The sequence below is a fragment of the Streptomyces sp. NPDC050485 genome (assembly GCF_044458185.1).
Classification (GTDB): Bacteria; Actinomycetota; Actinomycetes; order Streptomycetales; family Streptomycetaceae; genus Streptomyces.
In genome coordinates, this window is record NZ_JBITHR010000035.1 from 17,250 (window position 1) to 41,582 (window position 24,333).

Annotated in this window: 27 protein-coding genes; 8 read left to right on the plus strand and 19 right to left on the minus strand. The window is 70.3% G+C overall.

Translation table 11 applies throughout. The annotated features are described in order from the left end of the window. Positions 1-73: 73 nt before the first annotated feature. Genes ACIBK6_RS38080 through ACIBK6_RS38095 form a run of 4 tightly spaced genes read left to right on the plus strand, consistent with a single transcriptional unit; the run spans position 74 to position 5,002 of the window. The gene (locus ACIBK6_RS38080) at positions 74-1,858 is read left to right on the plus strand and encodes an AMP-binding protein (RefSeq protein WP_399057368.1); all 1,785 of its coding nucleotides are present in this window, start codon (positions 74-76) and stop codon (positions 1,856-1,858) included. Continuing rightward, complete coding sequence (locus tag ACIBK6_RS38085) at positions 1,855-2,988, plus strand: beta-ketoacyl synthase N-terminal-like domain-containing protein (RefSeq protein WP_399057370.1); 1,134 nt, start codon at positions 1,855-1,857, stop codon at positions 2,986-2,988. The genes ACIBK6_RS38080 and ACIBK6_RS38085 overlap by 4 nt, the downstream gene beginning before the upstream one ends. Then, on the plus strand, positions 2,985-3,989 hold the full coding sequence (locus ACIBK6_RS38090; RefSeq protein ID WP_399057372.1) for a beta-ketoacyl synthase N-terminal-like domain-containing protein: 1,005 nt from the start codon (positions 2,985-2,987) through the stop codon (positions 3,987-3,989). Before ACIBK6_RS38085 ends, ACIBK6_RS38090 begins: the two co-directional genes overlap by 4 nt. Before the next feature lie 11 nt (positions 3,990-4,000). Next, positions 4,001-5,002 (plus strand): thioesterase domain-containing protein, encoded by a 1,002-nt coding sequence (locus tag ACIBK6_RS38095; RefSeq protein WP_399057374.1) that lies wholly within the window; start codon positions 4,001-4,003, stop codon positions 5,000-5,002. Positions 5,003-5,079: 77 nt separating this feature from the next. Here the strand turns inward: ACIBK6_RS38095 and ACIBK6_RS38100 are convergent, their stop codons facing one another. Next, positions 5,080-5,475, minus strand: a complete 396-nt coding sequence (locus ACIBK6_RS38100) for a hypothetical protein (RefSeq protein WP_399057376.1) — start codon at positions 5,473-5,475, stop codon at positions 5,080-5,082. Between the two features lie 544 nt (positions 5,476-6,019). Between ACIBK6_RS38100 and ACIBK6_RS38105 the strand changes: the two genes are divergently transcribed. Beyond that, on the plus strand, positions 6,020-7,120 hold the full coding sequence (locus ACIBK6_RS38105; RefSeq protein WP_399057378.1) for a phosphotransferase enzyme family protein: 1,101 nt from the start codon (positions 6,020-6,022) through the stop codon (positions 7,118-7,120). Between the two features lie 181 nt (positions 7,121-7,301). On the opposite strand, the gene ACIBK6_RS38110 is transcribed toward ACIBK6_RS38105, so the two are convergent. From ACIBK6_RS38110 to ACIBK6_RS38135, 6 genes are all read right to left on the minus strand, one after another. Next, positions 7,302-7,829 carry an NUDIX domain-containing protein gene (locus ACIBK6_RS38110; protein WP_399057380.1) on the minus strand — a complete coding sequence of 176 codons (528 nt, stop codon included), beginning with the start codon at positions 7,827-7,829 and terminating at the stop codon, positions 7,302-7,304. 85 nt (positions 7,830-7,914) lie between these two features. Further along, positions 7,915-8,394, minus strand: coding sequence for a PPC domain-containing DNA-binding protein (locus ACIBK6_RS38115; protein ID WP_399057382.1), 480 nt, complete (start codon positions 8,392-8,394; stop codon positions 7,915-7,917). Continuing rightward, positions 8,394-9,422 (minus strand): asparaginase, encoded by a 1,029-nt coding sequence (locus ACIBK6_RS38120; protein WP_399057384.1) that lies wholly within the window; start codon positions 9,420-9,422, stop codon positions 8,394-8,396. The genes ACIBK6_RS38115 and ACIBK6_RS38120 overlap by 1 nt, the downstream gene beginning before the upstream one ends. Before the next feature lie 42 nt (positions 9,423-9,464). Next, complete coding sequence (locus tag ACIBK6_RS38125) at positions 9,465-10,976, minus strand: transcriptional regulator, XRE family protein (RefSeq protein ID WP_399057386.1); 1,512 nt, start codon at positions 10,974-10,976, stop codon at positions 9,465-9,467. Positions 10,977-11,200: 224 nt separating this feature from the next. Further along, complete coding sequence (locus ACIBK6_RS38130) at positions 11,201-11,926, minus strand: dTDP-glucose 4,6-dehydratase (protein WP_399057388.1); 726 nt, start codon at positions 11,924-11,926, stop codon at positions 11,201-11,203. A 310-nt stretch (positions 11,927-12,236) separates the two neighbouring features. Further along, positions 12,237-12,440 (minus strand): hypothetical protein, encoded by a 204-nt coding sequence (locus ACIBK6_RS38135; RefSeq protein ID WP_399057390.1) that lies wholly within the window; start codon positions 12,438-12,440, stop codon positions 12,237-12,239. A 142-nt stretch (positions 12,441-12,582) separates the two neighbouring features. Here ACIBK6_RS38135 and ACIBK6_RS38140 point away from each other — a divergent pair, with 142 nt between their 5' ends. Further along, complete coding sequence (locus ACIBK6_RS38140) at positions 12,583-13,923, plus strand: tetratricopeptide repeat protein (RefSeq protein WP_399057392.1); 1,341 nt, start codon at positions 12,583-12,585, stop codon at positions 13,921-13,923. 217 nt (positions 13,924-14,140) lie between these two features. Here the strand turns inward: ACIBK6_RS38140 and ACIBK6_RS38145 are convergent, their stop codons facing one another. The 5 genes from ACIBK6_RS38145 to ACIBK6_RS38165 form a co-directional block, all read right to left on the minus strand. Further along, positions 14,141-15,286 (minus strand): protein-L-isoaspartate(D-aspartate) O-methyltransferase, encoded by a 1,146-nt coding sequence (locus ACIBK6_RS38145; RefSeq protein WP_399057394.1) that lies wholly within the window; start codon positions 15,284-15,286, stop codon positions 14,141-14,143. A gap of 32 nt (positions 15,287-15,318) precedes the next feature. Continuing rightward, positions 15,319-15,459, minus strand: coding sequence for a hypothetical protein (locus tag ACIBK6_RS38150; RefSeq protein WP_399057396.1), 141 nt, complete (start codon positions 15,457-15,459; stop codon positions 15,319-15,321). 243 nt (positions 15,460-15,702) lie between these two features. Continuing rightward, positions 15,703-16,200: an ATP-binding protein gene (locus ACIBK6_RS38155; protein ID WP_399057398.1), complete on the minus strand. Its 498-nt coding sequence runs from the start codon at positions 16,198-16,200 to the stop codon at positions 15,703-15,705. Between the two features lie 22 nt (positions 16,201-16,222). Further along, positions 16,223-17,284 (minus strand): threonine/serine dehydratase, encoded by a 1,062-nt coding sequence (locus ACIBK6_RS38160; protein ID WP_399057400.1) that lies wholly within the window; start codon positions 17,282-17,284, stop codon positions 16,223-16,225. Positions 17,285-17,311: 27 nt separating this feature from the next. Next, positions 17,312-18,112 carry a proline hydroxylase gene (locus ACIBK6_RS38165; RefSeq protein ID WP_399057401.1) on the minus strand — a complete coding sequence of 267 codons (801 nt, stop codon included), beginning with the start codon at positions 18,110-18,112 and terminating at the stop codon, positions 17,312-17,314. 66 nt (positions 18,113-18,178) lie between these two features. Here ACIBK6_RS38165 and ACIBK6_RS38170 point away from each other — a divergent pair, with 66 nt between their 5' ends. Together ACIBK6_RS38170 and ACIBK6_RS38175 are read left to right on the plus strand one after the other, a co-directional pair. Beyond that, entirely contained in the window at positions 18,179-18,826 is a 648-nt protein-coding gene (locus tag ACIBK6_RS38170) for a TetR/AcrR family transcriptional regulator (protein ID WP_399057403.1), read from the plus strand. Positions 18,827-18,925: 99 nt separating this feature from the next. Next, the gene (locus ACIBK6_RS38175) at positions 18,926-19,393 is read left to right on the plus strand and encodes an NUDIX domain-containing protein (protein WP_399057405.1); all 468 of its coding nucleotides are present in this window, start codon (positions 18,926-18,928) and stop codon (positions 19,391-19,393) included. Positions 19,394-19,665: 272 nt separating this feature from the next. Here ACIBK6_RS38175 and ACIBK6_RS38180 read toward each other — a convergent pair whose 3' ends face one another. The 7 genes from ACIBK6_RS38180 to ACIBK6_RS38210 all read right to left on the minus strand — a co-directional run bounded on the left by ACIBK6_RS38180 (position 19,666) and on the right by ACIBK6_RS38210 (position 24,330). Beyond that, entirely contained in the window at positions 19,666-20,547 is an 882-nt protein-coding gene (locus ACIBK6_RS38180) for an SAM-dependent methyltransferase (protein ID WP_399057407.1), read from the minus strand. Beyond that, complete coding sequence (locus ACIBK6_RS38185; protein ID WP_399057409.1) at positions 20,541-20,882, minus strand: helix-turn-helix domain-containing protein; 342 nt, start codon at positions 20,880-20,882, stop codon at positions 20,541-20,543. The genes ACIBK6_RS38180 and ACIBK6_RS38185 overlap by 7 nt, the downstream gene beginning before the upstream one ends. A gap of 14 nt (positions 20,883-20,896) precedes the next feature. Next, positions 20,897-21,349, minus strand: a complete 453-nt coding sequence (locus ACIBK6_RS38190; RefSeq protein ID WP_399057411.1) for a hypothetical protein — start codon at positions 21,347-21,349, stop codon at positions 20,897-20,899. Beyond that, positions 21,346-21,546, minus strand: coding sequence for a hypothetical protein (locus ACIBK6_RS38195; RefSeq protein ID WP_399057413.1), 201 nt, complete (start codon positions 21,544-21,546; stop codon positions 21,346-21,348). The genes ACIBK6_RS38190 and ACIBK6_RS38195 overlap by 4 nt, the downstream gene beginning before the upstream one ends. Next, complete coding sequence (locus ACIBK6_RS38200; protein WP_399057415.1) at positions 21,543-23,366, minus strand: glycoside hydrolase family 15 protein; 1,824 nt, start codon at positions 23,364-23,366, stop codon at positions 21,543-21,545. The genes ACIBK6_RS38195 and ACIBK6_RS38200 overlap by 4 nt, the downstream gene beginning before the upstream one ends. Positions 23,367-23,513: 147 nt before the next feature. Further along, on the minus strand, positions 23,514-23,669 hold the full coding sequence (locus tag ACIBK6_RS38205) for a hypothetical protein (protein WP_399057417.1): 156 nt from the start codon (positions 23,667-23,669) through the stop codon (positions 23,514-23,516). Then, positions 23,632-24,330, minus strand: a complete 699-nt coding sequence (locus ACIBK6_RS38210; protein ID WP_399057419.1) for an HAD family hydrolase — start codon at positions 24,328-24,330, stop codon at positions 23,632-23,634. The genes ACIBK6_RS38205 and ACIBK6_RS38210 overlap by 38 nt, the downstream gene beginning before the upstream one ends. Between the last annotated feature and the right edge of the window lie 3 nt (positions 24,331-24,333).

Genomic DNA, 24,333 nt, shown 5'->3' on the forward strand with positions numbered 1-24,333 from the left:
GCCTGCTCGTCCTCTCTTCTGTCCACCCCGATCCCGCTTCTCGGCTACGAAGATACGGAAAGGACCCTCGCCGGTGGAACACATCGACATAGTGCGCGACAGGCTGCGAGAGATCGTGGCGTCTGTCCTTGAGGTGGACAAGGAAGCCATCGAGCCCGGCGCCCTGTTCTACGAGGAGCTCGGCATGAGCTCCTTGGAGAAGGTCGAGGTCGCGGCCGCGGCCGAGCGCGAGTTCGGGGCCCTGTCCGCGCAGGAAGCGGCAGCTCTCACCAGCCTGGATGCCGCGGTGGCCGTGCTCGGCGAGCGGGCGAGGAGCCTGCAGGGTGTCGACCTGATCGACCGCCTGGTGGCGGGCCATGTCTCTGCCGGCCGGGGTGACCGGGCCAGCTATCTCGACCCCCAGGCCGGGGAGATCACCTACGCGGGCCTCCTGGAGGCGGCCCGCGGGTACGCGGGCGCCCTGCGGGCAGCAGGGGTACCCGAGGGCGCCCGTGGCCTGCTGGTCGCCGACGACTCCGTGGCGACCGTGGTCGCCGTCCTCGGCCTGTGGTGGCACGGCTGCGTCCCCGTGGTGATCAGCCCGGTGCTCACGGACGACGAAGTCCGCTACATCGCCGCAGACTGCGCCGCCGCGATGGTGCACCTGGACACGGCCTCCGTGCGGCAACGCGCCCTGGAGGAGCTGTTCGCCACGACCACCCGGTTCGCCGGCGCTGACGTCCGCGCTGCTCTGGCCACGGCCGAGACCGGCCCCGCGCACCGCCCGCAGGAAGCCGGGCCCCCGGTCGCGTGGAGCGCGGGGCGTGAGGCGCTCGTGCAGTACACCTCCGGAAGCACTGGCATGCCCAAGGGGGTGCGGCACTCGGCGGGCGCGATCGCGGCCATGGCCGACGGCATCGGCACGGTCCTGGGTCTGACGCCCGAGGACACCGTGCTGTCCAGCGCCCGGATGTCCTTCGGCTACGGCTTCGGCAGCTCCGTCCTGTGCCCCCTGGCGGCCGGCTCCCGCGTCGCACTCATCCGCGGCACCGTCGACGTCCACTCACTCGCCGCCGCGATGCAACGCCACCGGCCCACCGTGCTGTTCTCCGTCCCACGGCTGTACGCGGCGCTGCTGAACGCCTCCGGGACCATGTTCGCCACCGACTGCGTCGACTCCGTGCGGCTGTGCGTAGTGGCGGGCGAGAATCTCCCGGGCCGGCTCAGCGAGAGGATCCGCACCGCCTTCCAGGCCGAGCTGCTCAATGGCCTCGGCGCTACCGAGGTCCTCTACATCGTCGTCGGCACACCACCGGGGAAGGAGCGGCCGGGCACCTTCGGCATCCCGGTGCCCGGGATCACGGCCACCGTCCGCGCCTCGGACGGCACGCCCGTTGCCGACGGCCAGGAGGGTCGGCTGCACATCGCCGGCCCGACGGTTGCCCTTGGCTACATCGGTCGCCCGGAGGCCGCAGCGGTCACCTTCGCCGACGGCGGTGCCTACACCGGCGACGTGGTGCGCCGTGCGCCGCACGGCACGTTCACCCATCTCTGCCGCGTCGATGACGTGCTCAACCTGGGCGGGTACAAGGTCGTGCCGAGCGAGATCGAGGGCGTCCTGCGCCACGTGGAAGGGGTTCAGGACTGCGTGGTGGTCGGCGGCCGCGACGCCGACGGCCTGGAGCAGGCCGTGGCGTACCTGGTGGCCCAGCCGGGATCCGACGAGGCCGTGGTGCGGCGCGCGGTGACCGCCGCGATCCGTGGCGGCCTCGCCACCTACAAGCGCCCCGCCCGTCTGGAGTTCCTCGACGAGCTCCCCACCACGTCGACCGGCAAGCTGGCCGCCTTCGAGCTGAGGAAGGCGGCAGCCCAACCATGACCTGGGACATCACGGGCATGGCCGCCGTCGCCAACATCGGAGCCAGCCCCCAGGAGATCTTCACCGCGCTGTGCGCGGGCCAGGAGAGCCGCCAGCCCCTGAAGGCGTTCGACCCGGACAAGTACCGGGCGGCCTACGCCTACGAGATCGACGACCGGCCCGAGGGCGGCGACGTACCGCGGCGCGCCACCCGCTGGCTGACCACCGTCGTCCGCCAGGCGGCCGCCGACGCGGGACTGGGCGAGGACCTGTCACAGGTACCCGTGCTGGTCGGGACCACCATGCGTGAGCAGCGCAGCCTCGAACTGTGGTGGCGTGACGACGCGGAAGTCTCCCTCGAAGACCTGCACTTCGGCACCGCCCTGAAGGAGACCTTCGGCGCGTCCACCACGTACACCTTCGCCAACGCCTGCTCAGCCACGCTGTACGCGCTCGGCATGGCCACCGACATGATCGACCTCGGCATGGCCGACACAGTGATCGTCGCGGGCACCGACGCCGCCACCGAGAGCGGCTTCGGCACGCTCGACCGGGTACAGAACGACCTGCCCGACGCGCTGCGCCCCTTCGACGCCACCCACAAGGGCATGTTGATGGGCGAGGGCGCGGTCGCTGTCGTCGTCCAGCGCGCCGGCACCGGGAACAGGTCCGTGCATGCCCGGGTGCGCGGTGTGGGCATGAACTGCGACGCCCTCCACGCCACCGCGCCCGACCCCGACGGCATCACCCGCGCCGTGCGGGAGGCCTACAGCAGGGCGCGGGTGCGGGCCCGCGACATCGACCTGGTGATGCTGCACGGCAGCGGCACCGTCCGCAACGATCAGACGGAGGCGAGCGTCCTGCGTCACGTCTTCCAGGGCGCCGGAGAAGGTCCGCGGATGACCGCCGTCAAGGCGATGACCGGCCACACCCTGGGTGGCTCGGGACTGCTCAGCCTCGTCATGGCGGTGCTCGCCATGAACAACGGGACGGTGCCCCCGATCCTTGGGCTGACCGATCCGATCCCCGAGGCCGCAGGGCTGGGCCTGGTGCAAGGCAGCTCCGCCGACGGTGTCCTGACCATTGCTCAGGTCGACGCGTTCGGCTTCGGAGGGATCAACGCCGTCGCGATCGTGGAGGCAGCCCGGTGAACGCGATCAGCACCGCGCACGCAAGGAACCCGAGCGCCCGGCAGGTCGTCGTCACGGGCATCGGGCTGGCTCTCCCCGGAGTCGCCACGTACGGAGACCTCCTTGGACCGCTGCCGGCGGAGGGCGGCTTCGACCCTGCCACCGGACTCATAAGACGCGAGCTGCGCCACAAGGACCGTGCCTCGCGGCTGGCCCTGCGGGCCGCCGAATTCGCCCTCCACAACGCCGGTTTGGCCGACACCGACAACGCGTTCACGGGCGCGGGTGACGCGACCGCCGTCGTGGTCAGCACCAACCTGGGCAACGCGGACAGCATCTGCGAAGCCACCGACACCATCGCCACAGCAGGCGTCATGGGGCTCAGCCCCCTGGGCCTGCCCCAGACGTCAAGCAATGTCATCGCCGGCTGGGTGGCTATCCGCTACGGGTTGCGCGGCCCCAACCTCACCGTCTGCAACGGCGTCACGAGCGGTCTGGACGCCCTGGCCTGGGCCCGGAACCTCATCGTGGCCGGACGCGCCGAAGCCGCCGTCGTCGTCGGTGTCGAACCAGCCAACGACGTGGTGACGAAGGTCCTCGGCGAGCAGTCCACCGACGTGGCGGTCGCGGTCGTACTGGAACCGGCGGACACCGCTGCTTCCCGCGGCGCACGGCCCCGCGCCACGATCACCGGCTACGCACGGGCCCGGAACCTCACCGCGGCACTGGCCCTCGCCGGGGTGACCGAAGAGGCATCCGTCGGACTGTGGCTCGCGGACGAGGCGGGTGCCGCGAGCGCCGCGGAGGCCCATCTGCTCACAGCCACGCGCCGGATCGACCTGGAATCCCAGCTGGGCCCGCTGTCCGGGGCGCTCGGTGTCCTGCAGTGTGCTGTCGCGGCTGCCCATCTGGAGGGTGGCGCCAGCGGGGACGTCCTCGCCACGGCCGGAGGCCCTCGCCACGACGCGACGGCCGTCCTGCTGCTGACCGTGCCGGTCACTCGCCCATCCACGCAGGAATGAGGACAACGCCCATGAGCACCACGAGCGTGACCATCGAGGATCTCCGCGCCCTGATAGCCGGCGTGCTGGAGACCGAGCCGGAGCAGGTCACCGACGGGGCGCACTTCGCCCACGAGCTCGACATCGACTCGCTGCTGATGCTGGAGATCTCGACCCGTGTGGAGAGCGCGTACGGCGTCCCGGTGAACGCCGTGGCAGCCAGCGGCGCCACCACGCTCACGGAGATGCACGCCTTCCTCGCCTCGAAACTCACCAGCCAGACGCCGGCTTCCCCGCTCATCCGGCCCAGGCCGCTGAGCGACCCGGCGGCGCGTCTGTTCCTGCTCCACCATGCCGGCGGCTCGCACCTGCTCTACCGGGGCTGGGCGGAGCACTTCCCGGAGGACTGGGAACTGTGCCTCCTGGAGGCCCCCGGCCGAGGCCATCTGCAGGCCCTGCCGCTGATCGACGACTGCGACCGGCTGGTCGACTACTTCCACACCGCTATCGCACCACTGCTCGACCGGCCCTTCGGGTTCTTCGGCCACAGCATGGGCGCACTGATCGCCTACCAGCTCAGTCGCCGACTCCTCCGCGAGGCGAAACCGCTCCCCACCTGGCTGGGGGTGTCCTCCTACGCCGCCCCGCAGGGCGAAGCCGGCGCCGACAGCCGCCCTCACCTGATGGCCGACGGCGAACTGCGCGCGTGGCTGCGGAACGGCGGCGGCAGCCCACCGCAGCTCCTCGACAACGACGACGTCTGGCACAAGTTCGCCCCGGTGTTCCGCAGCGACTTCAAACTCGTGGACACCTGGACTCCTCCCCGCAGCCCGGAGCCGCTGCCCGTCCCGCTGTCGGTATTCGCGGGCGTGCACGACAAGCTGATCGACGAGGACCGGCTCCTTGCCTGGCGAGCATTCACGACGCTCTTCCGCGGAGTCGAGAGGTACGACGGCGACCACTTCTACCTGACGACCCACCAGCAGCCTCTCGCCGCCGCCATCACGGCCGCGATGCGCTCCGCAGCTCCGTGAGCCCACTCTCACCACCACGCCACCCACCGGGCGATCAACTCCAACGGCCTGCTGGCGGAGGGGGCGGGGGCGAGCCCTCAGGCGTCGGGGTCGACTGCTGGATGCGTGAACCGGACGGGCCTGCCCAGCGACCGGGCGTAGGCGATCTCGGCTCGGGTGCTGTCTCCGATGTAGTCGCCGACAACGAGCACCTCATCAGCGAGCAAGATCTTCGACCGGTGCAGTTCGTCGAGGCGGGCCTTCAGCGCCTTCGCCTCAACAGGATCGGACCAAAGATCGTGCGACGACTTCATGTCGCAACCCGGCTTGACGACAATCTTCCCGGGCCGAGCGGTGGTCTCCCGCAGCTCGGCCTCAGCCATCTCAGCCATGAAACGGGTGGAGCCGCAGATTGCGACAATACGCGGGAAGTTCAGCTGCTTCTTCGCCTCGGCGAGCTTGTCCGCGGGGGTGATCACTTGCGGGGACGACACTGTTCCTCCTGGTGGTGCTGCCCAAGGGATGCTTGTGAAGGCGAGAACGAAGGCATCCAAGCTCGCCCCACGGCGAACACCGTGCACGCCTGCGCGCCCGCACTCTATGCGACGAGCATCCCCACCCGGTGCCGCGGCGCCCGCCGGTCGGCCCTACGCCCCACCTGTGCGACGCCGAACAGGTCGCTTTCGCCACGAGAAGCCGGCCTCGGTTACCCGCTTCACTGCCTCGATCAGCCGCGTCACGCGGCAGGGGGCCGCGGTATCGGCTTGGTCGGCCGGTCCCCTGCCAGCAGGCTGGTGGCGGTTCCGGGTCGGGTTCGAGTGCAGGGACAACCCGAACGAGGGAGGCGCGATCAGATGACCGCATTGACGGAGCGTTGTCAGGCGGCGATCTTGCAGCCCCGCTGCACCCGGCGCGGCTGGCCGCGGAACGCTGAGCACTTGGCGGCCACGGTCCGTGCCTGCGCGTCCTGATCGACCCGACCACCTGGCGCCCGCCCGTCATCTGACCGCTATCACTGTGCGCTTCGACGAGGAGACCATGTCCACCGCATCTCACCAGCCCGCCCCCAAGCCTGCCTCCTCTTCCGCACCCGGCCGCACCGCGGAGGAGGAGCTGATCACGGCGGTCGCCGCCGCGCTGGTGCTCGCGTACGGGCTGCACCCGGCCGACATAACGCGTATCCCGGAAGGGACCGCGACGGACAACTACGCCGTCGTGGACCAGGCGGGCCGGCTGCACTTCGCCAAGGTCTACCGGACTCGAGATCGCCTGGATCTGGAGCTGGCGTCGGTCGAACTGTCCGAGTACTGCGCCGACGGAGGTGTCGCGACCGCGCGGGTAACCCGCACGCGCGAGCATGAACTCATCGAGACCCACGGTCGCCTGCCGATGTCCCTGTGGTCGTACGTACCGCACACCGCGACCGCCGAAGGCGGCCTGACGGGTGCACGGTGGGCAGCGGTCGGCACGGCGATGGGCCAACTCCACAGCCGGCTCGCCACTCACCCTGCCGCCGCACCCACCCTGGAACCTGGTGCCGCGGTGTGCGACGTGGCCGCCTCATGGGACCGCTTCGAGCGCCTGATTCATGCGTACCAGCAGAAACCCAGGCTTGGGGAGTTCGAGACGTGGGCGCTGCAGGCGGCGCGTGAGCGACAAGCCATCCTGGGGGAGGTCGAGCGTGCCCTCGCTTTGCTTCCACAGCTGACCGTCCAGGTCCTGCACGGCGACATGGCCGGCCCCAACGTCCTGTTCAAGGACAACAACGAGGTAGCCGCGATCGTGGACTTTCGACCGCCCGCACCCGGGTACCTCGCCTGGGAGATCGCGCGTCTTGGCTGCGACCCCAAGAGCGTGTTGGACAACAGTGCGGAGAGCTGGCTCACCGGATACATCGATCTCACCCTGGCCTACCGGGACGCCAACCCGAAGGCGTCCGCGGGCGACCTCGTGTCCTCGCTTCGTGTCGGCTGTGCAGCCATGCTCTGCTCGGCCTTTCCGCTGTCGGTACCAGTGGAACGACCGCACATCGTCGACGCCGCTATGGAGGCCTACGGGCGGGTGCGGCACGAGGCAGCGCTGATGCTGCTGGACCGGCTCCCTGTGATCGAGGAGGCCCTGCATGACGCTCTTCGCTGAGTTCATGACCCCCATGGCTGACGTAACTCACGCAAGCCGCAACCCCGGACAGTGAACTCGCCTGTCCGGGCCCGCGGTAGCAGCAGGGCACTTAAGGGCCGGCCGAGGGCGCAGGGCCCGCGCGCCGAGCTCGGGATGGAGCCGGGCGGCGGCCGCGGTAGGTCAGGAGAGCGGACGGCGATCACCTGGTGAGCTGCTCCACCCGGCGCAGGTCGTCGGGGCTGGTGTTGATCGCGGCGATGTTGGCGAGCCACTGCATCCACACTGGCTCGATGCCGGGCGCGGCCTCGAACTCGGCGTCCGTGATGCGTCCCTGGGCGTAGGCGACCGTCCGGTCTGCCAACTCCTGCAGAGCATCGGGAGCGATCCAGCGGACGTTCTTCGTTTCCTGGGCGCTCGGGGTGAGGTCGCCGGTGACGGTGGCCCGGTAGACGGTCCATTCATGGCGGTGGCCGGTGCTGCGTGCGCCGGGATGGCGGCGGCATGGGTTGTCCCGCCAGCCGCCGGTGACGTGGGTGAGGCCGGTTACGGTGAGGCCAAGCTCTTCCTCGACCTCGACGCGGCCTGCGTCCTCGGCGCTCCCGTGGTCGTCGATATGGCCGGCGGCAGGTGCCGTGCCGGGCGGGAAGGTGGCGCGGTCGAACATCAGGTATCGGCCCTGGTGATCGGTGATGACGATGCCGACCGAGGTGTTGTCGCAGGTCTTCATGGCCTCGCTCCTCGTGGGCGCTGAACGTCACCGGCGCACGGTGGTACGCCCGGCTTCACGGAAGTCCTGGCGGAGCCGGGTGGCGTCACAGGGGCCCGGCCTCGGGTTGCGGGGCGAAGGACAGGGTCGGGACGGCGTGCGGTCCGCACAGGGGTCGCAGCATCCGGGGGGAGAGGACCTCCTGAACGAACATCTCCTGGATGAACTGCACCTCCGCCCGCAGCAGATGAGACACGCTCCCTGCGGCGGCGAGGTCCTTGCGTCCGACCGCGACATGGAGGTGCGGGGCGAGGACGTCGTTCTCCGGGCTCCAGGCGAGGGTGGCGGAGCCGACGGCCTCCACCGTGTGCAGGACCGTCTCCTCCCACACAGGAGCTTCCGGGTCCTCCAGCGGGCCGTTCGTCCCTACCAGCGTCACCTGCCGGAACCCGCCGAGGAACATCGGGATGATCGCCTGCCGGATCCCCATCTCGGCGCAGAAGCCGGTCAGCTCCGCGACGAAGTCGTCGCCGTCATCGAAGGCCAGCGCGAAGCTGCGCCCCATCGTCAGTTCTGCGTGCCGCATCAGCCACGTCCCTCCGGGGTCGTCCCGGAGGGAGCGAAGCTGGCGAGGATCGAGTCGCGGTCGGCGCCGCTGCGCAGCAGGACCGTCAGCAGAAGACGGGCCTTGTACGGGTCAAGGTGCCCGGCCCCGATCAGACCCCGGGACAGCAGGTCCTTCTCCGAGCCGTCGAATCCGTACGCGTGTGTGAGGGTCGTGCCGCCACCGGTGCGGGAGGCGAGGACGACCGGGATCCGCTCCGCGGCGTCCTGGAGGATGCGGACCCAGGTCGCCGGCACGTGACCGACTCCGAAGCCAGCGATGACCAGTCCGTCGACCTGGTCGAGGAGCGGCGCCAGCAGCGTGCCGTCGTCACCGAGGGACGCGGAGTACACGCCGACGCGGGCCGGGCGCGTCATCGCTGCGGAGAGGGGGAGGGGCTTGTGCGCGGGGACGGCAAGGAGCCGAAGGCGGCCTTCGGCCACGGTGCCCAGGGGGCCGGTGTCGGGTGCGGTGAACGCGTTCGTGCTGGTGCTGTGGGTCTTGCGAACCCTCGCGGCGTCGAAGACCTGGTCGTTGAAGACGACCAGGACGCCAAGGCCGCGGGCCTGGGGGCTCGCCGCGACGGTGACAGAGGCGAGCAGGTTCGCCGGCCCGTCGGCTCCGGCCAGGTAGGGGGCGCGCATCGCGCCCGTGACGATCAGAGGCGTCTCGCCCGCGTACAGCAGGCTCAGCAGGTAGGACGTCTCCTCCAGGGTGTCGGTCCCCTGGGCCACGACGAAGCCGTCGAAGGTGCCCTGCCCGTCCATGGCCCGCAGCTGGCCGGCGAGGTCCTCGATCTCGTCGAGCGTCAGGGAGGCGCCCGGCTTGGTCGTGAACGACTGCGTCTTGACGACGATGCCGGTGGCGGCCAGTTGCGGCACGGCCGCGAGCAGGTCCTCCGCGCTCAGCGTGGGTTTCGCCGCGCCCTCCGCGGTGGTGGGGGTCATCGTGATGGTGCCGCCGAGGCTGATCACGAGCACCGTGGGAGGCGGGGAGCTTGGCTTCGTCAACGCGCAGTCCTCGGATCGCGGGTGGAGCAGGGCGAGTTGAGCCTATCGACCGTCAGCGGGGCTGCCCAGCCTGCCAATGAAGCGCAGGGTCTGGTCGAGTGCCTGGAGCGTGAGGAGGCGGCTGCGGGGACGCAGCATGCTGGTGATCCCCTCCTCGGCGAGGCCCCGGCACCGGCCGGTCAGCCAGGCCCAGTCCAGGTCGAGGTAGTCGGCCAGGGCCGCCAGCCGTGCCGCCGGGGTTGGCCCGTCGACCAGGCTGTGGGCTCGTACGTGGCCGATCACCTCCTGGTAGGGAGCCACCTCCCGTCGCGCGCTGGTGGTAGCGACCCGCCAGACGGATTCCCCGCGTACCCAGTTCGCCAGGATGGCCTGGTTGCGTGCCAGGACGAACCCCTCGACCTCCTGGTACTCCTGCTCCGCGGTCAGCCACACCTTGACCCCGTACATCTCCATCATGGCGATCGTGAGGAACAGGAGAATTCGCTCATAGCTCTCGCTTGACCGGACGACAGGCTCGGGGACGCAGAACGCGCGACCGAGCGCGCTCCCTGGTCCCGCGAAGCGATCGGCGACGTTCTGCAGGTAGTCGTGCTTGTGCCTGAAGAGCAGCCAGGGTGCGCATTCCTCCCCGGTGGCTTCGCGGGTCCAGAACGCCGGCACCTCGGGAAGGTCACCGAGATGGCGGACGATGTACTGGGCGCAGAGGCTGGAGCCCAGCCACGCGGCGCCGATGGGGGACAGGTCGGGCATCTCGGATCGTGGCGGCGCCGAATTGCTGATCCTGACGTAGTGCCGAAGCTGTTCGGCACGGTCAAAGAGCGGGTTGTCGTCCGCCAGCAGGCCGTCGTCCATGACGTGCAGAGCCCAGATGATCGCGTAGACCAGGTCGTCCAGCTGGTAGGCGAGCGGTACACGCGGGTCCTGGCCCACAATGAGGTTCTGGCGGGCGAGCGCGGCGTCCATCACGTACAGGCCCGAGCCGCCCGCCCCGCCCGGGGACGCGAGGAGCACGCCGCGCCGGGAGGAACGGACGAACGCCTGCAGATGCGGCAGGTCCTGGGCGCCGAGCTCCACCACGTCGCCGCACGGCTGGGCCTCATAGAGCTGTACCCCGACCGCGGTTCCTTCGAAGTACCGTCCGCCGGACAGCTCCCAGGTGCCGAAGATCCCCGCATCCGGATCCCCGGGCACGTGGCGAGAGGTGGGCCAGGTGTAGTCCAGGGTCCGCGATGCGGTGCGTGTCCTGCGGTCCAGCGGGCGCGGCCGCACGATGGTCCGGGCCGGCACCAGATGACGCAGCGCTTCGACACTCTTGCCGAAGTAGAACTCCAGGATGACCTGCATGTCGCCGCGGGCGACGTGCGTCCCGGCCAGCCACCGTTTGTATGTGGCCTGCGAGACACGGATCTTGCCAAGGCGTGGATCCTGTAATTCTCGGGCGGCCTCGTGGGCCATGTACGTCCACAAGACCCGGAACTTCGGCCAGGCAGCGCAGTTGAGCTCCGGGGCATCCAAGAGATGATGGAGGAGTGTTCGAAGCTGTGATTGCGTCATGGTGCCCTCCTAGATGACCACGGTGGTGCCACGGACAGTCGTGAGACGGACGCCGTTGTGCAAGCCGCACGTGGCGGCGGCCACGTGCGGCTGGGGCCCGCGGATGATCGACGGGCGCCGGCGCGGTGGTCTGCACTGCTAGTGCACCGTCCAAGCCCGTCGGCCTGGTCCAGGTCGCTGAGGGCGATCTGGACAACGATCCTGCACCGGTTCCGGCGCTGGGGCTATCCGCCGGGGCCGCGCAGGACGAGTTCGATCCCGGCGCAGTTGTCCTCGACGTGGAGCCAATTGCGGACATGCTCGCCCCGGCCGTGGAGGGTGACCTGTTCGCCCTTGAACAGGCGGGTCATGAACAGGGGGATGACCTTCTCCGGGTGCTGGGCGGTGCCGTAGTTGTTGCTGGACCGGGTGATGCACACGGGGACGCCGTAGGTCTGGAAGTACGACAGGGCGATGACGTCGCCTGCGGCCTTGGATGCCGCGTACGGCACGGACGGCCGCAGCCGGAACTGTTCGGTGGCCGAGCCAGTCACCAGCGGCCCGTAGACCTCGTCGGTGGAGACGTGCACGAACCGGCTGATGCCGTGCCGGTGGGCGGCGGCCAGGAGCGTGTGGGTGCCCAGCACGTTCGTCGCGAGGAAGTTGCCCGCCTCGAAGAATGACCGGTCCACGTGCGACTCGGCCGCGAAGTGCACCACGGCCGTGTGCTGCCCCACGAGCGTGTCCACCAGGTCGGCGTCCAGGATGTTGCCCTCGACGAATGTCAGCTTCGGCGACAGGAACGCCACGCCCAGGTTCTCCTTGTGGCCGGCGTAGGTGAGCGCGTCAAGGACCGTGACGGCCGCGACGTCGTCAGCCTTGAGGAGCCGCTTGACGAAGTGCGAGCCGATGAATCCCGCGCCACCCGTCACCAGGATCTTCTCCATGGGCGGCCTGTTGGTCTGGTTCACGTAGACCTCCGGGGCAACATCGCAGTCACGATGGTCTCCTTCGGGTGAAGGCCCATCCGCTGACGGCGGACGGACCGGTGCGTGGTGCGCGAGACGAGCTGGCGCCGGGGTCTGTGACCGCGGGTCGTGGTGTGCCGTCCCTCGTGCGGGACCGAGCCGATGGGCACTTCCGGCGCGGGGGACGGCCTTCCCTTGATGCGGCGGCGGGTTCCGTAGCAGCCGCCTCCGCCGCCGACGCCGCCCGCAAGGACGGCGGTATCGGGAGCTCCGGCACCCGGAACGGACCAACGTGCGGGTGCCGGAGCGCTTTTCACGTGCCGGGCGTCACCGCGTTCGGCACGGTCACCGGGATGGCCTCCCGCACGACCCCGGTGACCAGTTCGGCGGCCTGGTCTCGCAAGATCCACGCGGGGGAGGCCAGGCCGAGCAGAAGAAGCACGACCAGCGGGAGGCCGCTCCCGTCGGCGTCCTGAGCTGGGCTGGCGGTGCGGGCGTGCCGGTGCTTGGCGGTCATGGTCCACTCCGTTTCCCGGTCCAAAGGGCCGACGGTCGGCATGGAATCCACTCAACTCCCTGGCCCAGTAAGGGAATAGGACCCAAGATGTAACCCCGTGTAGTCCCGTGTAACCCTGGGCGGAGGGAGGAGCGGACCGGCCATGGACCCCGGCGGCGAGCGGATCACCAGACTGATCAGGCAGGCATGCGACGAGCGCGGCTGGGGGCCGACCAAGCTCGCCCGGGAACTCGGCATCGCCGCAGCCCGGGGGCCCACCGGCATGTCCCGCCAGTACGCCCGCAAGCTTCTGGAGGGCGAGCGCCAGCCGGGCGAGCTGTGGATGCCCGCCGTCGCCAAAGTCCTGGGCCTGCACACCGATCAAGTAGCCGAGATCCCCGGCCCCGGGCCGCTCTTCGTGGATACCGTGGAATCCGTTCTGGCCCTGGGAAGGAGTGAAGGTGTGGACCGTCGGATCTTCCTGACCGCCTCGGGCGGTACCGCCCTCGCCTTCCTCGGCGTGCCCGACGCCGAAGCGATCACCCGGCGCGTCCGTACCGCAGCCCCCACCGCCGTCCGGGTCGGCGCCGGCGAGGTCGCCGCGATCGAGACGATGGTCTCCACACTCGGCGACCTGGCGGCCGAGTACGGCGGTGGCCATGTCAAGCGCCTCGCCGTCAACTACCTGATCGACAACGCAGGTCCCTGGCTGGAGGGCCGCTACACCGAGGCCACCGGCCGCAAGCTGTACGCCGCCACGTCCCAACTGGCGCACCTGGTCGGCTGGATGACCCAGGACGAGGGCGACGACAGGCAACACCAGGACACGGCCCAGCACTACTACGGGCACGCCTGGCGGCTCGCCGCCGAAGCAGGCGAGCCGGAGCTGGCCGCGACTGCCCTGCGGGGGGCAGCCGTCCAGTCCATCGCTCGGGGGCCGCGCCATCGTGCCGAGGCGTTCGCGCTGGCCGAGAAAGCCATGACGTACGCGAAGGACCTCGATGATCCGAGGGCCCTCGCCTACTACCAGTCCACGCTCGCCGAGGCCGCCGCCCTGGACGGTAACTATCGGCTGGCCACGCAAGCCCTCGCCGCTTCCCAGACCGAGATCGAGCGCACTGCCAGCGCACCGCCCGGCCAGTCCTGGGCATCCCACTTCACGATCGGCCGTTGGGCGTACGCGTCGGGGATGATTCTCGCGAAAATGGGTGATCTGCCCGCCGCCCGCGAACACCTCCACCAGGCCCTCGAAACGTACGGGCTGGACCGCCGCCGCACCCGCGCGAGTGTGCTGGGCAACCTTGGCGGCCTCCATCTCCAGCAGGGCGACCTGGACGGTGCGCTCGCCGTGTGGAGCGAGTTCCTGGACTGCGCCGACGGCATCCAGTCCATCAAGGTCCGCGACGCCGCCGAGGACCTGCGGATGCGGCTCGCCCGGTACGAGAACGTCACCGCGGCCCGCGAGTTGTCCCAGCGAGCGGCCGTCCTCCTCGCCCGCGCATGACGACGCGGTCCCGTTGGGCGTGCGGCATAACACCGACCCGCACTCGCCCGGGATTTGGCCGCTTACCGCAGGGCTCTGGCGCCTCTTGTTAGAGCAGCCGCTACCCACGGCACCGGTGGCCACCAGGACGAGGGTGGCGGCGCCAGCTATGGGTAGTAGGCGGTGTATGCGCGCGTTCACGGGGCCTCCGGGAAAGAGTGCGGAAGGGGGCCGGGGGTCAGTTCGGCGGAAGAGTGAGGGTGGTCGGCGAGTCGGGGCTGCCGGTCCAGAGGGTGTGGGTGCCGTCGGCGGTGACGGACATGCCGATTTGGTCAAGGCGGGGTTGCTGGAGAGCGACCCAGTCGGCGAGGTGCGGTTCAACCACGTCATGCCAGAGGGAGCGGGGGCCGCGTTCGTACACGGTGTACGGGGGGTTGGCCAGGGCGATGGCCTTGCTGCCGTCGGCGGCCCACAGGCGGATGCGGCTGGTCTCCCACTGGTCTGGCGGGTTCCAGGCCAGTCTGTAGTGCACGCCGGGGGTGCGGAGACCGATGTAGAGGCGGGCGGCGCGGCGGTTGGAGAGGTAGGAGGGCAGGGTGCGGGCGGTGGTGACGCGGGGCTCGTCGTCACTGGCCGGTGTGTCGGGGGTGCCCGGGGGCCGCTGCTGGCGCAGCCACATGAAAGAGACCGTCCCGGCGAAGGTCCCGGAGGCGGACTGCCCGTCGTCGGCGACGGTCAGCTTGAGTAGCCCGAAGTCGGCGAGGCTGGTGTGGAACGGGGTGGTGATCAGGCCGCCGGGCCGGGTCTGAGCGATCCACGCTGCGGGGACACGCTGAACGGCCGCGGTGGAGCAGGTGCGGTCATACGGTCCGAGGTCGGGGTGGCCGGCGGCGCCGTCGGCGTGCAGGACGGTGACGTCTGCGCCGTGCCGGGCGAGGTTGGCCGCGCACGTCTTGGCGAGGTGCGGGTCGGTCTCGGTGGTGACGACGAGCCCGGTGGGGCCGACCCGCTTCTTGCGCAGGGCAGCTGTCCACCCGCCGCCTCCGCCGATCTCGAACACTCGCTGTCCGGGCTGGAGGTCGTCGGCGGCCAGCATGGTAGCGACGACCTCGGGCATGGAGGAGGACGAGGTGGCGAGGCCGGGGCCGTCGTCCTGGCCGTCGTCGAGCTGGGTGACCACCACCTCGCGGGAGTTGACCAGGCGGGCCCAGCGGCGAGGGTTCTTGTTCCGGTCGGTGCGGCGGTAGCGGGCTTGTTGGGCGTCCCAGGTCCAGATCACGTCGGGTACGAACGTGGCGCGGGGCGTCGAGGCGAAGAGGGCCTCCCAGTCCTCGGGCAGGAGTATCTCCTCGGCCAGCCCGTTGAGCAGTGCTGTGTACGACATCCCGCGCTTCCTCTCCTCAGTGATGGTTGTTGCTATCCCGGGTGGCCCGGGGGTGGCGGGTCCTTGATGGGCGGGCCGCCGATGTCCTTGTCCTGGTGGCCGTTGTCGGACGGCTTCACCGGGTCGGGCGGTTCCTGCGGATCGGGGTCAGGTGTTTTGCCGTTGCCACTCATGTGTCTTCCTCCTTGGGGGCAGAAGTGGTCGGGTAGCCAGGATTTGAGGTCCGTGGTGGCGCGCACGAGCTGGGTGGCTGGCGCTGGCAGGCAGGTGGGGCGCCGACCGGCTTCGTGGGAAACCGGCCGGCACCCCCCTTGGTGTCCGCCGCGGCCGACTGCCTGGGATGTACGCGGCGGAACCGGGGGCCCGGTACGGGGGAGCCTCCGCCCGTACCGGGCCGTCTCAGGGGTGGCGCCTGGTCAGCGGATGCCCATACGGGCAATGCCCGGGGGCGCGCTCAGCAGATGCGGGCGGTGGCCGACAGCCCGCCACCGCCGCCGTAGCCGTTCACTCAGGGACGTCTTGGCGAGCGGGGGGACCTCGAACTTGGCCCACACCTTCTTGCCGGTGTCGGTGGGTTCCCAGCCGATCTCATCGGCGAACTCGGCGACCAGGGCCAGACCCCGCCCCGTCTCCTGCTCGTCGTCCGGGTGCTGGAGGGTGGGCAGGTCCTGGCTGTGGTCATGGACGACGAGGAGCAGCCGTTCGTCATCGAGGTAGAGGCCGACCGAGACCATGCCGCCGACGTGCACGACGGCGTTGGTGATGAGCTCCGAGATGACGAGCCTGACCGCGTCCTGCCGGTCATTGTCCAGACCCACGCCCCATGCGCCGACCTGGGCGACGACGCGGTCGCGGGCGAAAGCGACAGCGGACGGGTCCCCTGGGACGGCGATACGGGTTCGGCGCGATGTCATCGGGACTGCTCCTCGGCGTGGGTTACTTCTGCGGGCCGGGGTCGGTGTGCGGGGTGAGGAGCGAGGTGGGGTCGGTGTTGGCGCCGCAGAGCACGACGGCGACGCGCTCGCCGGGGCTGGGGGTGTAGGAGGTCCAGGTCTGCCGGAACTCGGGTGTGTCGTCGGAGAGGTGCCGGGGCTGGGTGGTGAGGGCCGCGAGCGCGGTGGCCGCACCGTGCTCGACGGCGAGGCGGCGGTGGTCCCACAGCGCCTGGCGGGCGTTGATGATGTCCGTGTCGGGGACGATCACCGAGTGCGTGCGGTCCTGGCGCACGGCGTGCAGCGCCATGGCGGAGGTGCGGCGAGCGCCGAGGGAGTCGGCCGCGATGGAGTCCACGCTCACGTCGACCGGCTCGCCGGCTTCGAGGGCGGCGTTCAGGGCCCGGCAGTTCTCGGGTTCGACGGCGATGGTGCGGATGTTGTGGTGCTGGGCGGCGGTGGCCACGCCGGCGAACAGGCCGCCGCCGCCGACCGCGACGACCACGGTGTCCAGGCCGGGGATCTGCTGGCGGATCTCATCGAGGAGGGTCCCGGCACCGGCGGCGATCAGCGGGTGATCGTAGGCATGGGAGGCCAGTGCGCCCGTGCTCGCGGCAAAGCTCTCGCAGGCGGCCAGGGCCTCGGCGTACTGCTCGCCGACCAGGTGCACGGTCGCGCCGTAGGAACGCAACTTGTTCACCTTCACCACGGGCGCGTTGGCGGGCAGGAACACCGTCGCGGTCACGCCCTGCCGTCCGGCGGCCCAGGCACAGGCCATGCCCGCGTTACCGCCCGAGGCGATGGTCACCCCGGCGTCGGGCAGGGTGCCCGCGTCCTGGTGGGCGCGCAGGAAATTCACTGCGCCGCGGGCCTTGAAACTGCCGGTGTGCTGCATGAACTCCATCGCGATCCAGACCTCGCACGGCTCGCTGCTGCGGTCGTCGAGGGGGTCGCGGTGCGCGGTGCGGATGGCGCCGGGGTCCAGGGGGGCAACGGCGACCGGGCGGATGTGCCCGGCGATGCGGTCGGCGGCGGTCTTGATATCGCCGTAGGTGAGCTGAGGCATGACGAGGCTCCTGTCAGGGGGTGTGGGTCAGGACCAGTTGATGAGCTGGCCAGTTGAGGTGATGGCGAGGAAGAGCGCGAAGGCGATGCGTCGCTCGCCGGGATTGGGGTCGACAGCGTGGAAGTTGGCCGGGTTGAACAGCAGCGCGTCCCCGGGCCGGGGCGTGAGGGTGACGTGCTGGCAGCCCTCGACCGCCTCGCGCCGGTACCCGTACGCCTCGCGGTGCTGTTCGTCGGCGGGTTCCCAGCGGTGGCGCCATACCGTGGTCGCACCGCCCATCACCGGGGCCTGGGCCCACAGGTTGAAGGCGAGCTGTGCGATGACGGTCTGGTCGAACAGCCCGGCGGGGTACTCGCGGCTGGCCTCGTCGTAGTGGACGAGGGCGCCCTCGTTCATCTCCCGCAGCGTGCCGCCGAAGACGCAGCGTCCGCCGATGGTGGCGGGGGTGACGGCCGTGCCCCAGGCGTCCCCCAGGCGTGCCAGGGCGACGGTGATCGGGTCGGGCTGCATCCTGGCCCGGTGCCACGCGCTGCGGGCGGCGTCGGCGTCTTTCCAGTACCGGCTGGTGTCAAGGGTGTTGGCCAGGGTGCGGTAGTCGTTGAGCGAGGGACCGACGTGGAGGATCGAGGTGGGGACGCGCAGCGGGTCGTAGCCCGCGGTGGGCATGCGGTCGAACGCGGTGGTGGCGGCCTGGCACTGCTCTGGGGTGAGGAAGCCCGGGACACGGACGGCCGCGAGGGTTCCCGTGGCGAGTCTGGCCAGGTGGGATTCGGTGAATGCCGGGGCGTCCACGGCGGTGAATAAGGGGTCGAGCATCGTGCGGGGCATGGCCCGCCTCCCGGTGATGGGTTTGAAACCTACCGTGACGATACGGTGTACCGTACGCTGTCTCACATGCCTAGGCAATCCGCTTCACTCGACCTCGCGACACCTGAACGCATCGCCGAAACGGCCCTGTTGATCGTCGATAAGGAAGGCCCTGGCGCCCTCAGCTTCCGCAGTCTCGCCGCGCGGCTGGACATCGCTCATGCCAGCCTCCAGCGCCGCTGCACGGACCTCGCCGGCCTCCTGGACCTGGTCACCGATCACCTCGCCCGTGGGATCCCGGACACCGAACCCGGAGTCGACTGGGCCACCGCCAGCGAGGCCCGCTTCCGGGCGCTGTATGAACTCCTCACCGCCCACCCCGGACTCGTCTCCCTGCGCGGCAGCCGCCCCTGGCTCGGCCCCATCCTCCTCAAGCGGCTCGTCGAGCCCCAGCTCGCCGACAGCATCGCCGCGGGCATGACCCCGCATGAGTCGATCACCGCCTACCGGCGCATGTACCTGCTCACCCTGGGCAGCGCCACCTTCGTCGACCACCGCAACCCCAAAGCCGCACAGGCCGCCACCCGCACCGCGCTCGCCGCCCTCGACCCGGACGACTTCCCGACGCTGACGTGCCATCTCAGCGAGATCCTGCCCGTGGTCGTCGACCACGACGTCTACTACGGAGCGCTCCGGCAGCTCATCGAAGCCGCTACTCCGTCCCCTGGCGTCTGATCGCGCCGCGTCGGACAAGTCCGGTAGTTCAACCGGGAGTTGAACGTGGCGTGGTACGTTCCGGCCGCCCCTTGAACGTGCTGCTGGACGAGGAACTTCATGTCGTACACGCCGCCGCTGTGGCCCGTCTCCGTCAAAGGGGTGGCCCTGGACGCACACGACCGGGTCCTGCTGCTGCGCAACGAGAGAGACGAGTGGGAACTGCCGGGCGGCCGTCTGGAGATCGGCAGCCCCGACGGCGCCCAGGTCCCCGACGAGAGCCCCGAGGCCGCGCTGGAGCGCGAGATCGCCGAGGAAACGGGCTGGACGGTGACGGCCAGCCAGCTCCTCGACGGCGGGGTGTGGATCTATGAGCCCATCCCCGGGCGGCGGGTCCTGATTGTCACGTACGGGTGCAGCAACCTGACGCCGGAGGTCGAGCCGGTGATCAGCCACGAGCACAAGCAGCTCGGCATGTTCACCGCCGACGAGGTGCCCGCGTTGAACATGCCCGACGGGTACAAGCAGTCGATCGCAACCTGGTTCTGGCTTCGGGAAGCCGGGCTGGACGACTGCGAGCGGATGTAGCGGCACGCGGAGGCGGTCGATGAGGCGACGGCGCAGCGGCTTCCCCACCAGCTTCAGAGGATCATGCGGACCGCCGCAACCCGTCTCCCCGACGTCCAGGGCACTGCGGCGCAGGCCCTGGGGCGGCTGCGCGGCGAGATGGCCGCCTAGTCGGCTCGGCCGTTGCGGCCCTGCTTGCCCACCGAGCGGTCGTTGGGTGCCCGCTCGGTGGGCACGAGGCAGCCGAGCAGGTTGCCGCCTGTGGCCATCCCTCAGACATGAGCGCCGGGTGGTCACGAACAACTCCGTTCGGACGGGCCGGGTTTGATCGCCACGGCGGCAAAGGCGCCGGAGTGCGCCTCGGGGGCGCGCGCATCGGGGTGGTCGGGGTGCCAGTGCGCGGTCGGGACGAGGCCGGGGTCCATCAGGGGCCAGTCGCCGAACAGGGCGGCGATCGCCGCGCGGGTGCGTGGCCGGAACGCGACTGCTTCTTCGTCCCAGAGGGAGGTGAGCTTGGTTTGCGCGTCTGGCGTGAGCGACAGGTCGTTGGTGGCGTGGGTGATCGAGAGGGCGCTGCCGGAAGGTAGCCACTGCCGCAGTACCGCTAGGGCGGAGGCAACGGCCTGGTCGTCCTCGATCCACGGCAGCACTTCGTGCAGCAGGACGGCGATCGGTCGGTCCCGGTCGAACCGGGGCGCGACCTGGGGGTGGGCGAGTATCTCCGCCATGCAACGGATGTCGGCTTGGAGGACGCTGGGGTTGCCACTGGCTCCGGCCATGATGCTCTGGGCGCAGCCGGCGACGATGCCGTCGATATCGACGTGCACGATCGTGGCGTCGGGCAGCACCTCTCGGAGCAGGGGCGGGTCGTGCCGCTGAAGCGGCTTTGACCAGTCGTACGCGTAACCGCAGCCCAGGTCGAGGACTTGCTCGAACCCCCGCTTGACGAGGAGCCGCGCCGTCAGCGTGCTGTGGTCGCGGTTGATGTGGGCGGCCGAGACGATCGTGTTGTCCGCGTCGAAGAGGGCCTGTGCGAAGTCCCGGTCGACCTGGAACGAATCCCGGCCCCCGCTGAGCAAGTGGTGGACGCGGGCGGGGTTGGGGCGGCGGAAGGTTTCGTTGCCCGTGTCTGCGAGAGCTCCCGGCCCCTTCCACGACCGTTCGTCGTTCAGCATGGCGCGCTCTCCATCCCGTGATCTGCCAGCGCGATGGTGGGCGCCGGGGCGGGACGGGCGCTGATGGGCTGTGCCGTGGATGCGCGCCGGGCGCCACCCCGGCCGCGCATCGAGACGCCGGCTTCGCTCAGGAGCTGGTGTATCGCGCCGTAGGACCGGTTGGTTGCTGCGCAGATCTTCTTGATGGAGAGCTGCCGGTCATCGGTGTAGGCACGGACGACCTGGTTCATGAACGTTTCGCGCTGGAGGCCGGTCATTTTGGTGCCCTTGGCGATGGTGGGAAGGTCCAGCGGCGACGGTGGCGGGGCGGTCTGCTGTCTGTCGGAGGCGGACATGTGATCTCCAGGGGTCAGGGTGTGGTTTCGGGATGGGCAAGGGCGAGGAACCCACCGTTGTGGTGGATGAGGTCGAGTACTTCGCCGTAGAGGTCATCGAAGGCGGTGATGTCCGTGCGGGAGACCATGACGAGGCCGTGGATCTCGTCGCGGGCCAGGCGACGGAGCGCTTGGCTGAGTCCGGGGCGCAGCACCGGGTCGGTCATGCCGGTGGTGTCGTGGAGCGTGGTGGCGACGTCCCAGCGATGGTGAGCGGCCAGGGCGGTGGCCGCTGCGCTGCGGATGCTCGGGTTGTGGCCGGGATTGGCCAGGGCGTACACCCCCACGCGCGGAGCCGTGTCCAACGATTGGAGTACAGCGGCGAGTTGGCGTTCGCGGCGTCCCCGCAGGCGGCGGGCGCTCTCGGCGCGGTGGTAGCACTGGCGTGCCAGGCGGGACAGGCGCGTCGGAGCGGATTCGGCCTTCATCCGGCGCCTCCGGTCAGAGCAGCCCCGCTCGCGCCCGGCCGGCGGTCGGGGCGGTCCAGGGCGGCATCGGTGCGGAAGCCGGCCGCGGGAGCACGGAGCGCGATCCGCTCCACATGCAGAGCCGCCAGGAGCTGGGGGAGGGCGGGCGCCGCCAGGTACGCCGCACAGAGCAGGTCGGCCATCGAGCCGGGCATCATGCTGCCTCCCGGCCGGCCGCCAGGGCCTCAAGTGTCAAGGCAGTCTCGATCATCGCGACATGGGAGAAGGCTTGGGGTACGTTTCCGGCCTGGCGCTTGAGGCGGGGGTCCCATTCCTCGGACAGGAGCCCCAGGTCGTTGCGCAGGCTGAGCAGCCTTTCCATCAGAGTGTGCGCCTCCTCGTTGCGTCCGGTCATTGCCAGGGCGTCGGCAAGCCAGAACGAGCAGGCCAGGAAGGCACCCTCGTCGCCGGTCAGGCCATCCGAACCGGTCGCCTCGCCGATGGTGGGGTAGCGCAGCAGGAACCCGTCGGGTGTGGAAAGTTCGCGCTGGACCGCGGCGATCGTGCCGGTGATCCGCGGGTCGGTGACGGGCAGGAACCCGGTCTGCGCGATCAGCAGCAGCGAGGCATCCAGCTCTTGTGACCCGTAGGACTGGGTGAACGTGTTGCGGGACGGGTCGTAGCCCTTGGTACACACGTCGGTGTGGATGGTGGCACGCAGGGTCCGCCACCGCTCCAGGACACCGGGTTTGACGGTGGCACCGCCCGACTCGATCAGTGCGATGGTGCGGTCCACGGCCGTCCAGGCCATGACCTTGGAGTGGACGAAGTGACGGCGCGGGCCGCGGATCTCCCAGATCCCCTCATCCGGCTGGTCCCAGACCGTCTCCAGATACTCGATGAGTTTCACCTGGAGGTGGGCGGCGGTCTCGCCCGGCCCCAGGCCGGCCGTACGGGCGGTGTGCAGGGTCTGTGTGACCTCGCCGTAGACGTCCAGCTGCAGCTGGTCCGCGGCGCCGTTGCCGACCCGGACCGGCACCGAGTTCTCGTAGCCGGGCAGCCAGTCCAACTCGGCCTCGCCCAGCTCGCGTTCGCCCGCGATGCCGTACATGATCTGGAGGTTCTCGGCGTCCCCGGCCACCGCGCGGATCAGCCAGGCGCACCAGGCGCGGGCTTCCTCGCGGTAGCCGGTGCGCAGCAGCGAGGACAGTGTGATGGCGGCGTCGCGCAGCCAGGTGTAGCGGTAGTCCCAGTTCCGGGAGCCGCCGATGTCCTCGGGCAGGGAGGTGGTGGGCGCGGCGACGATCCCGCCGGTGGGCTCGTAGGTGAGCGCCTTGAGCGTGATGAGGGAGCGCAGGACGGCCTCGCGGTAGGGCCCGTCATAGGTGCAGTGGCCGGCCCAGGCTGTCCAGAACTTCTCGGTCGTTTCCAGCGCAGTGGCCGGGTCGGGGACGAGGGGCGGGGGCAGGTGGGAGGGCTGCCAGCTGAGGGCGAAGGCGACCTGCTGCCCGGCGTGGAGGGTGAGGTCGGCGTAGGTGGTCTGGTCCTTGCCGTAGGTCGGGGCGTCGGTGTCCAGCCACAGGGAGTCGGGGCCGGCCACCGCCTGGAGGCGGCCGTCACCGGTCGTGGTGACCCAGGGCACGACACGGCCGTAGCCGAACCGCATCCGCAGGGCGCTGCGGACCTCCACGGTCCCGGCGAGGCCTTCGACGATCCGGATCAGTTGCGGTGCCGCCCCGCCGCGCGGCGGCATGAAGTCGGTGACGCGGAAGGTTCCGGTGGGGGTGTCCCATTCGGACTCGAGGATGAGGGTGTCGCTCCGGTAGCGGCGCCGGGTCGCGGGCGGAGCCGGGTCGTCCGTGCGGTGGGCGGGGCCGATGCGCCAGTAGCCGTGCTCCTCGCCGCCCAGGAGGTGGGTGAAGACGGCATCGGAGTCGAAGCGGGGCAGGCATGTCCAGTCGACCGCGCCGTCGCGGCAGACGAGCGCCGCGGTCTGCATGTCGCCGATCAGTGCGTAGTCCTCGATACGCGCGGGCATGACGATCCGTCCTTCTGGGCGCCGCCACGTCGGTGTGGGGCGCGGGTGGATGTGCGGATGGTGGTGTCGTGACTGCTGGCTGGGGCGGGGCCCGGGAGTCCGGCGTGGTGGGGGTCATCGGGGCTGTCCTGGTCGAAGGGGAGTGGGTCAGCGGGGTGTTGACTCGGCGGCGGCGATGACGACCACGAAGGTGAGCAGGAACGCGGCGATGCGCCACCGGTTCAGCACGGAGATCCGGGCCAGAGCGCGCGCGGTGCGCCGCGCGCTAGGCCGGAGCCGTGGCCAGTACATCGTCGTGGGCACGGAGCCAGTGGACGGCGTCCAGGACGGTGCGCACCGCCTGGTGGGGCGTGGGGTCGTGGGCTTGGCGCAGCCGGCCGTTGGTGACCCACACCGTGGTCAGACCGCACGCCCTTCCCCCGGCGACGTCGGTGTACAGGTCGTCGCCCACGACGACTGCGGACTGGGTGCGCAGGTCGCCGAGTGCGAGGCGGAACAGTTCCGGGTCCGGTTTGCGCAGGCCGTAGGCGCCGGACACCACCACGGTGCTGAAGTACTCCTCCAGGCGGCTGGTGCGGAGCTTGAGGCGCTGTGTGGTGGGGTCTCCGTTGGTGACCACACCCAGCCGCCAGTCCGCCTCGGCCAGCGCCATGATGGCCGCGCAGAGGCGGGGCCGGTGAGGGACGAGTTCGGCGGAGCGGCGCCGGTACTGGGTGTGCAGGGCGGCGACGGACGCATCCAGGCCGAAGGACGTCTTGAGGGAGGTGAAGAACGCGTGCCGCCGTCCGGCGTACCAGCGTTCGGCGAGGTGGAGTTCCAACTCCGGGATGCCGGAGCGGACGGAGAACTCCGTAGCCCATCGGCGGAAGGCCTCGTCATGATCCGTCAGGGTGTTGTCCAGGTCGAACAGCACGGTTGCGGGCGCCGTGACGGGCAGTTCCGCAGCGGGGGCGTCGGGGGGCATTGC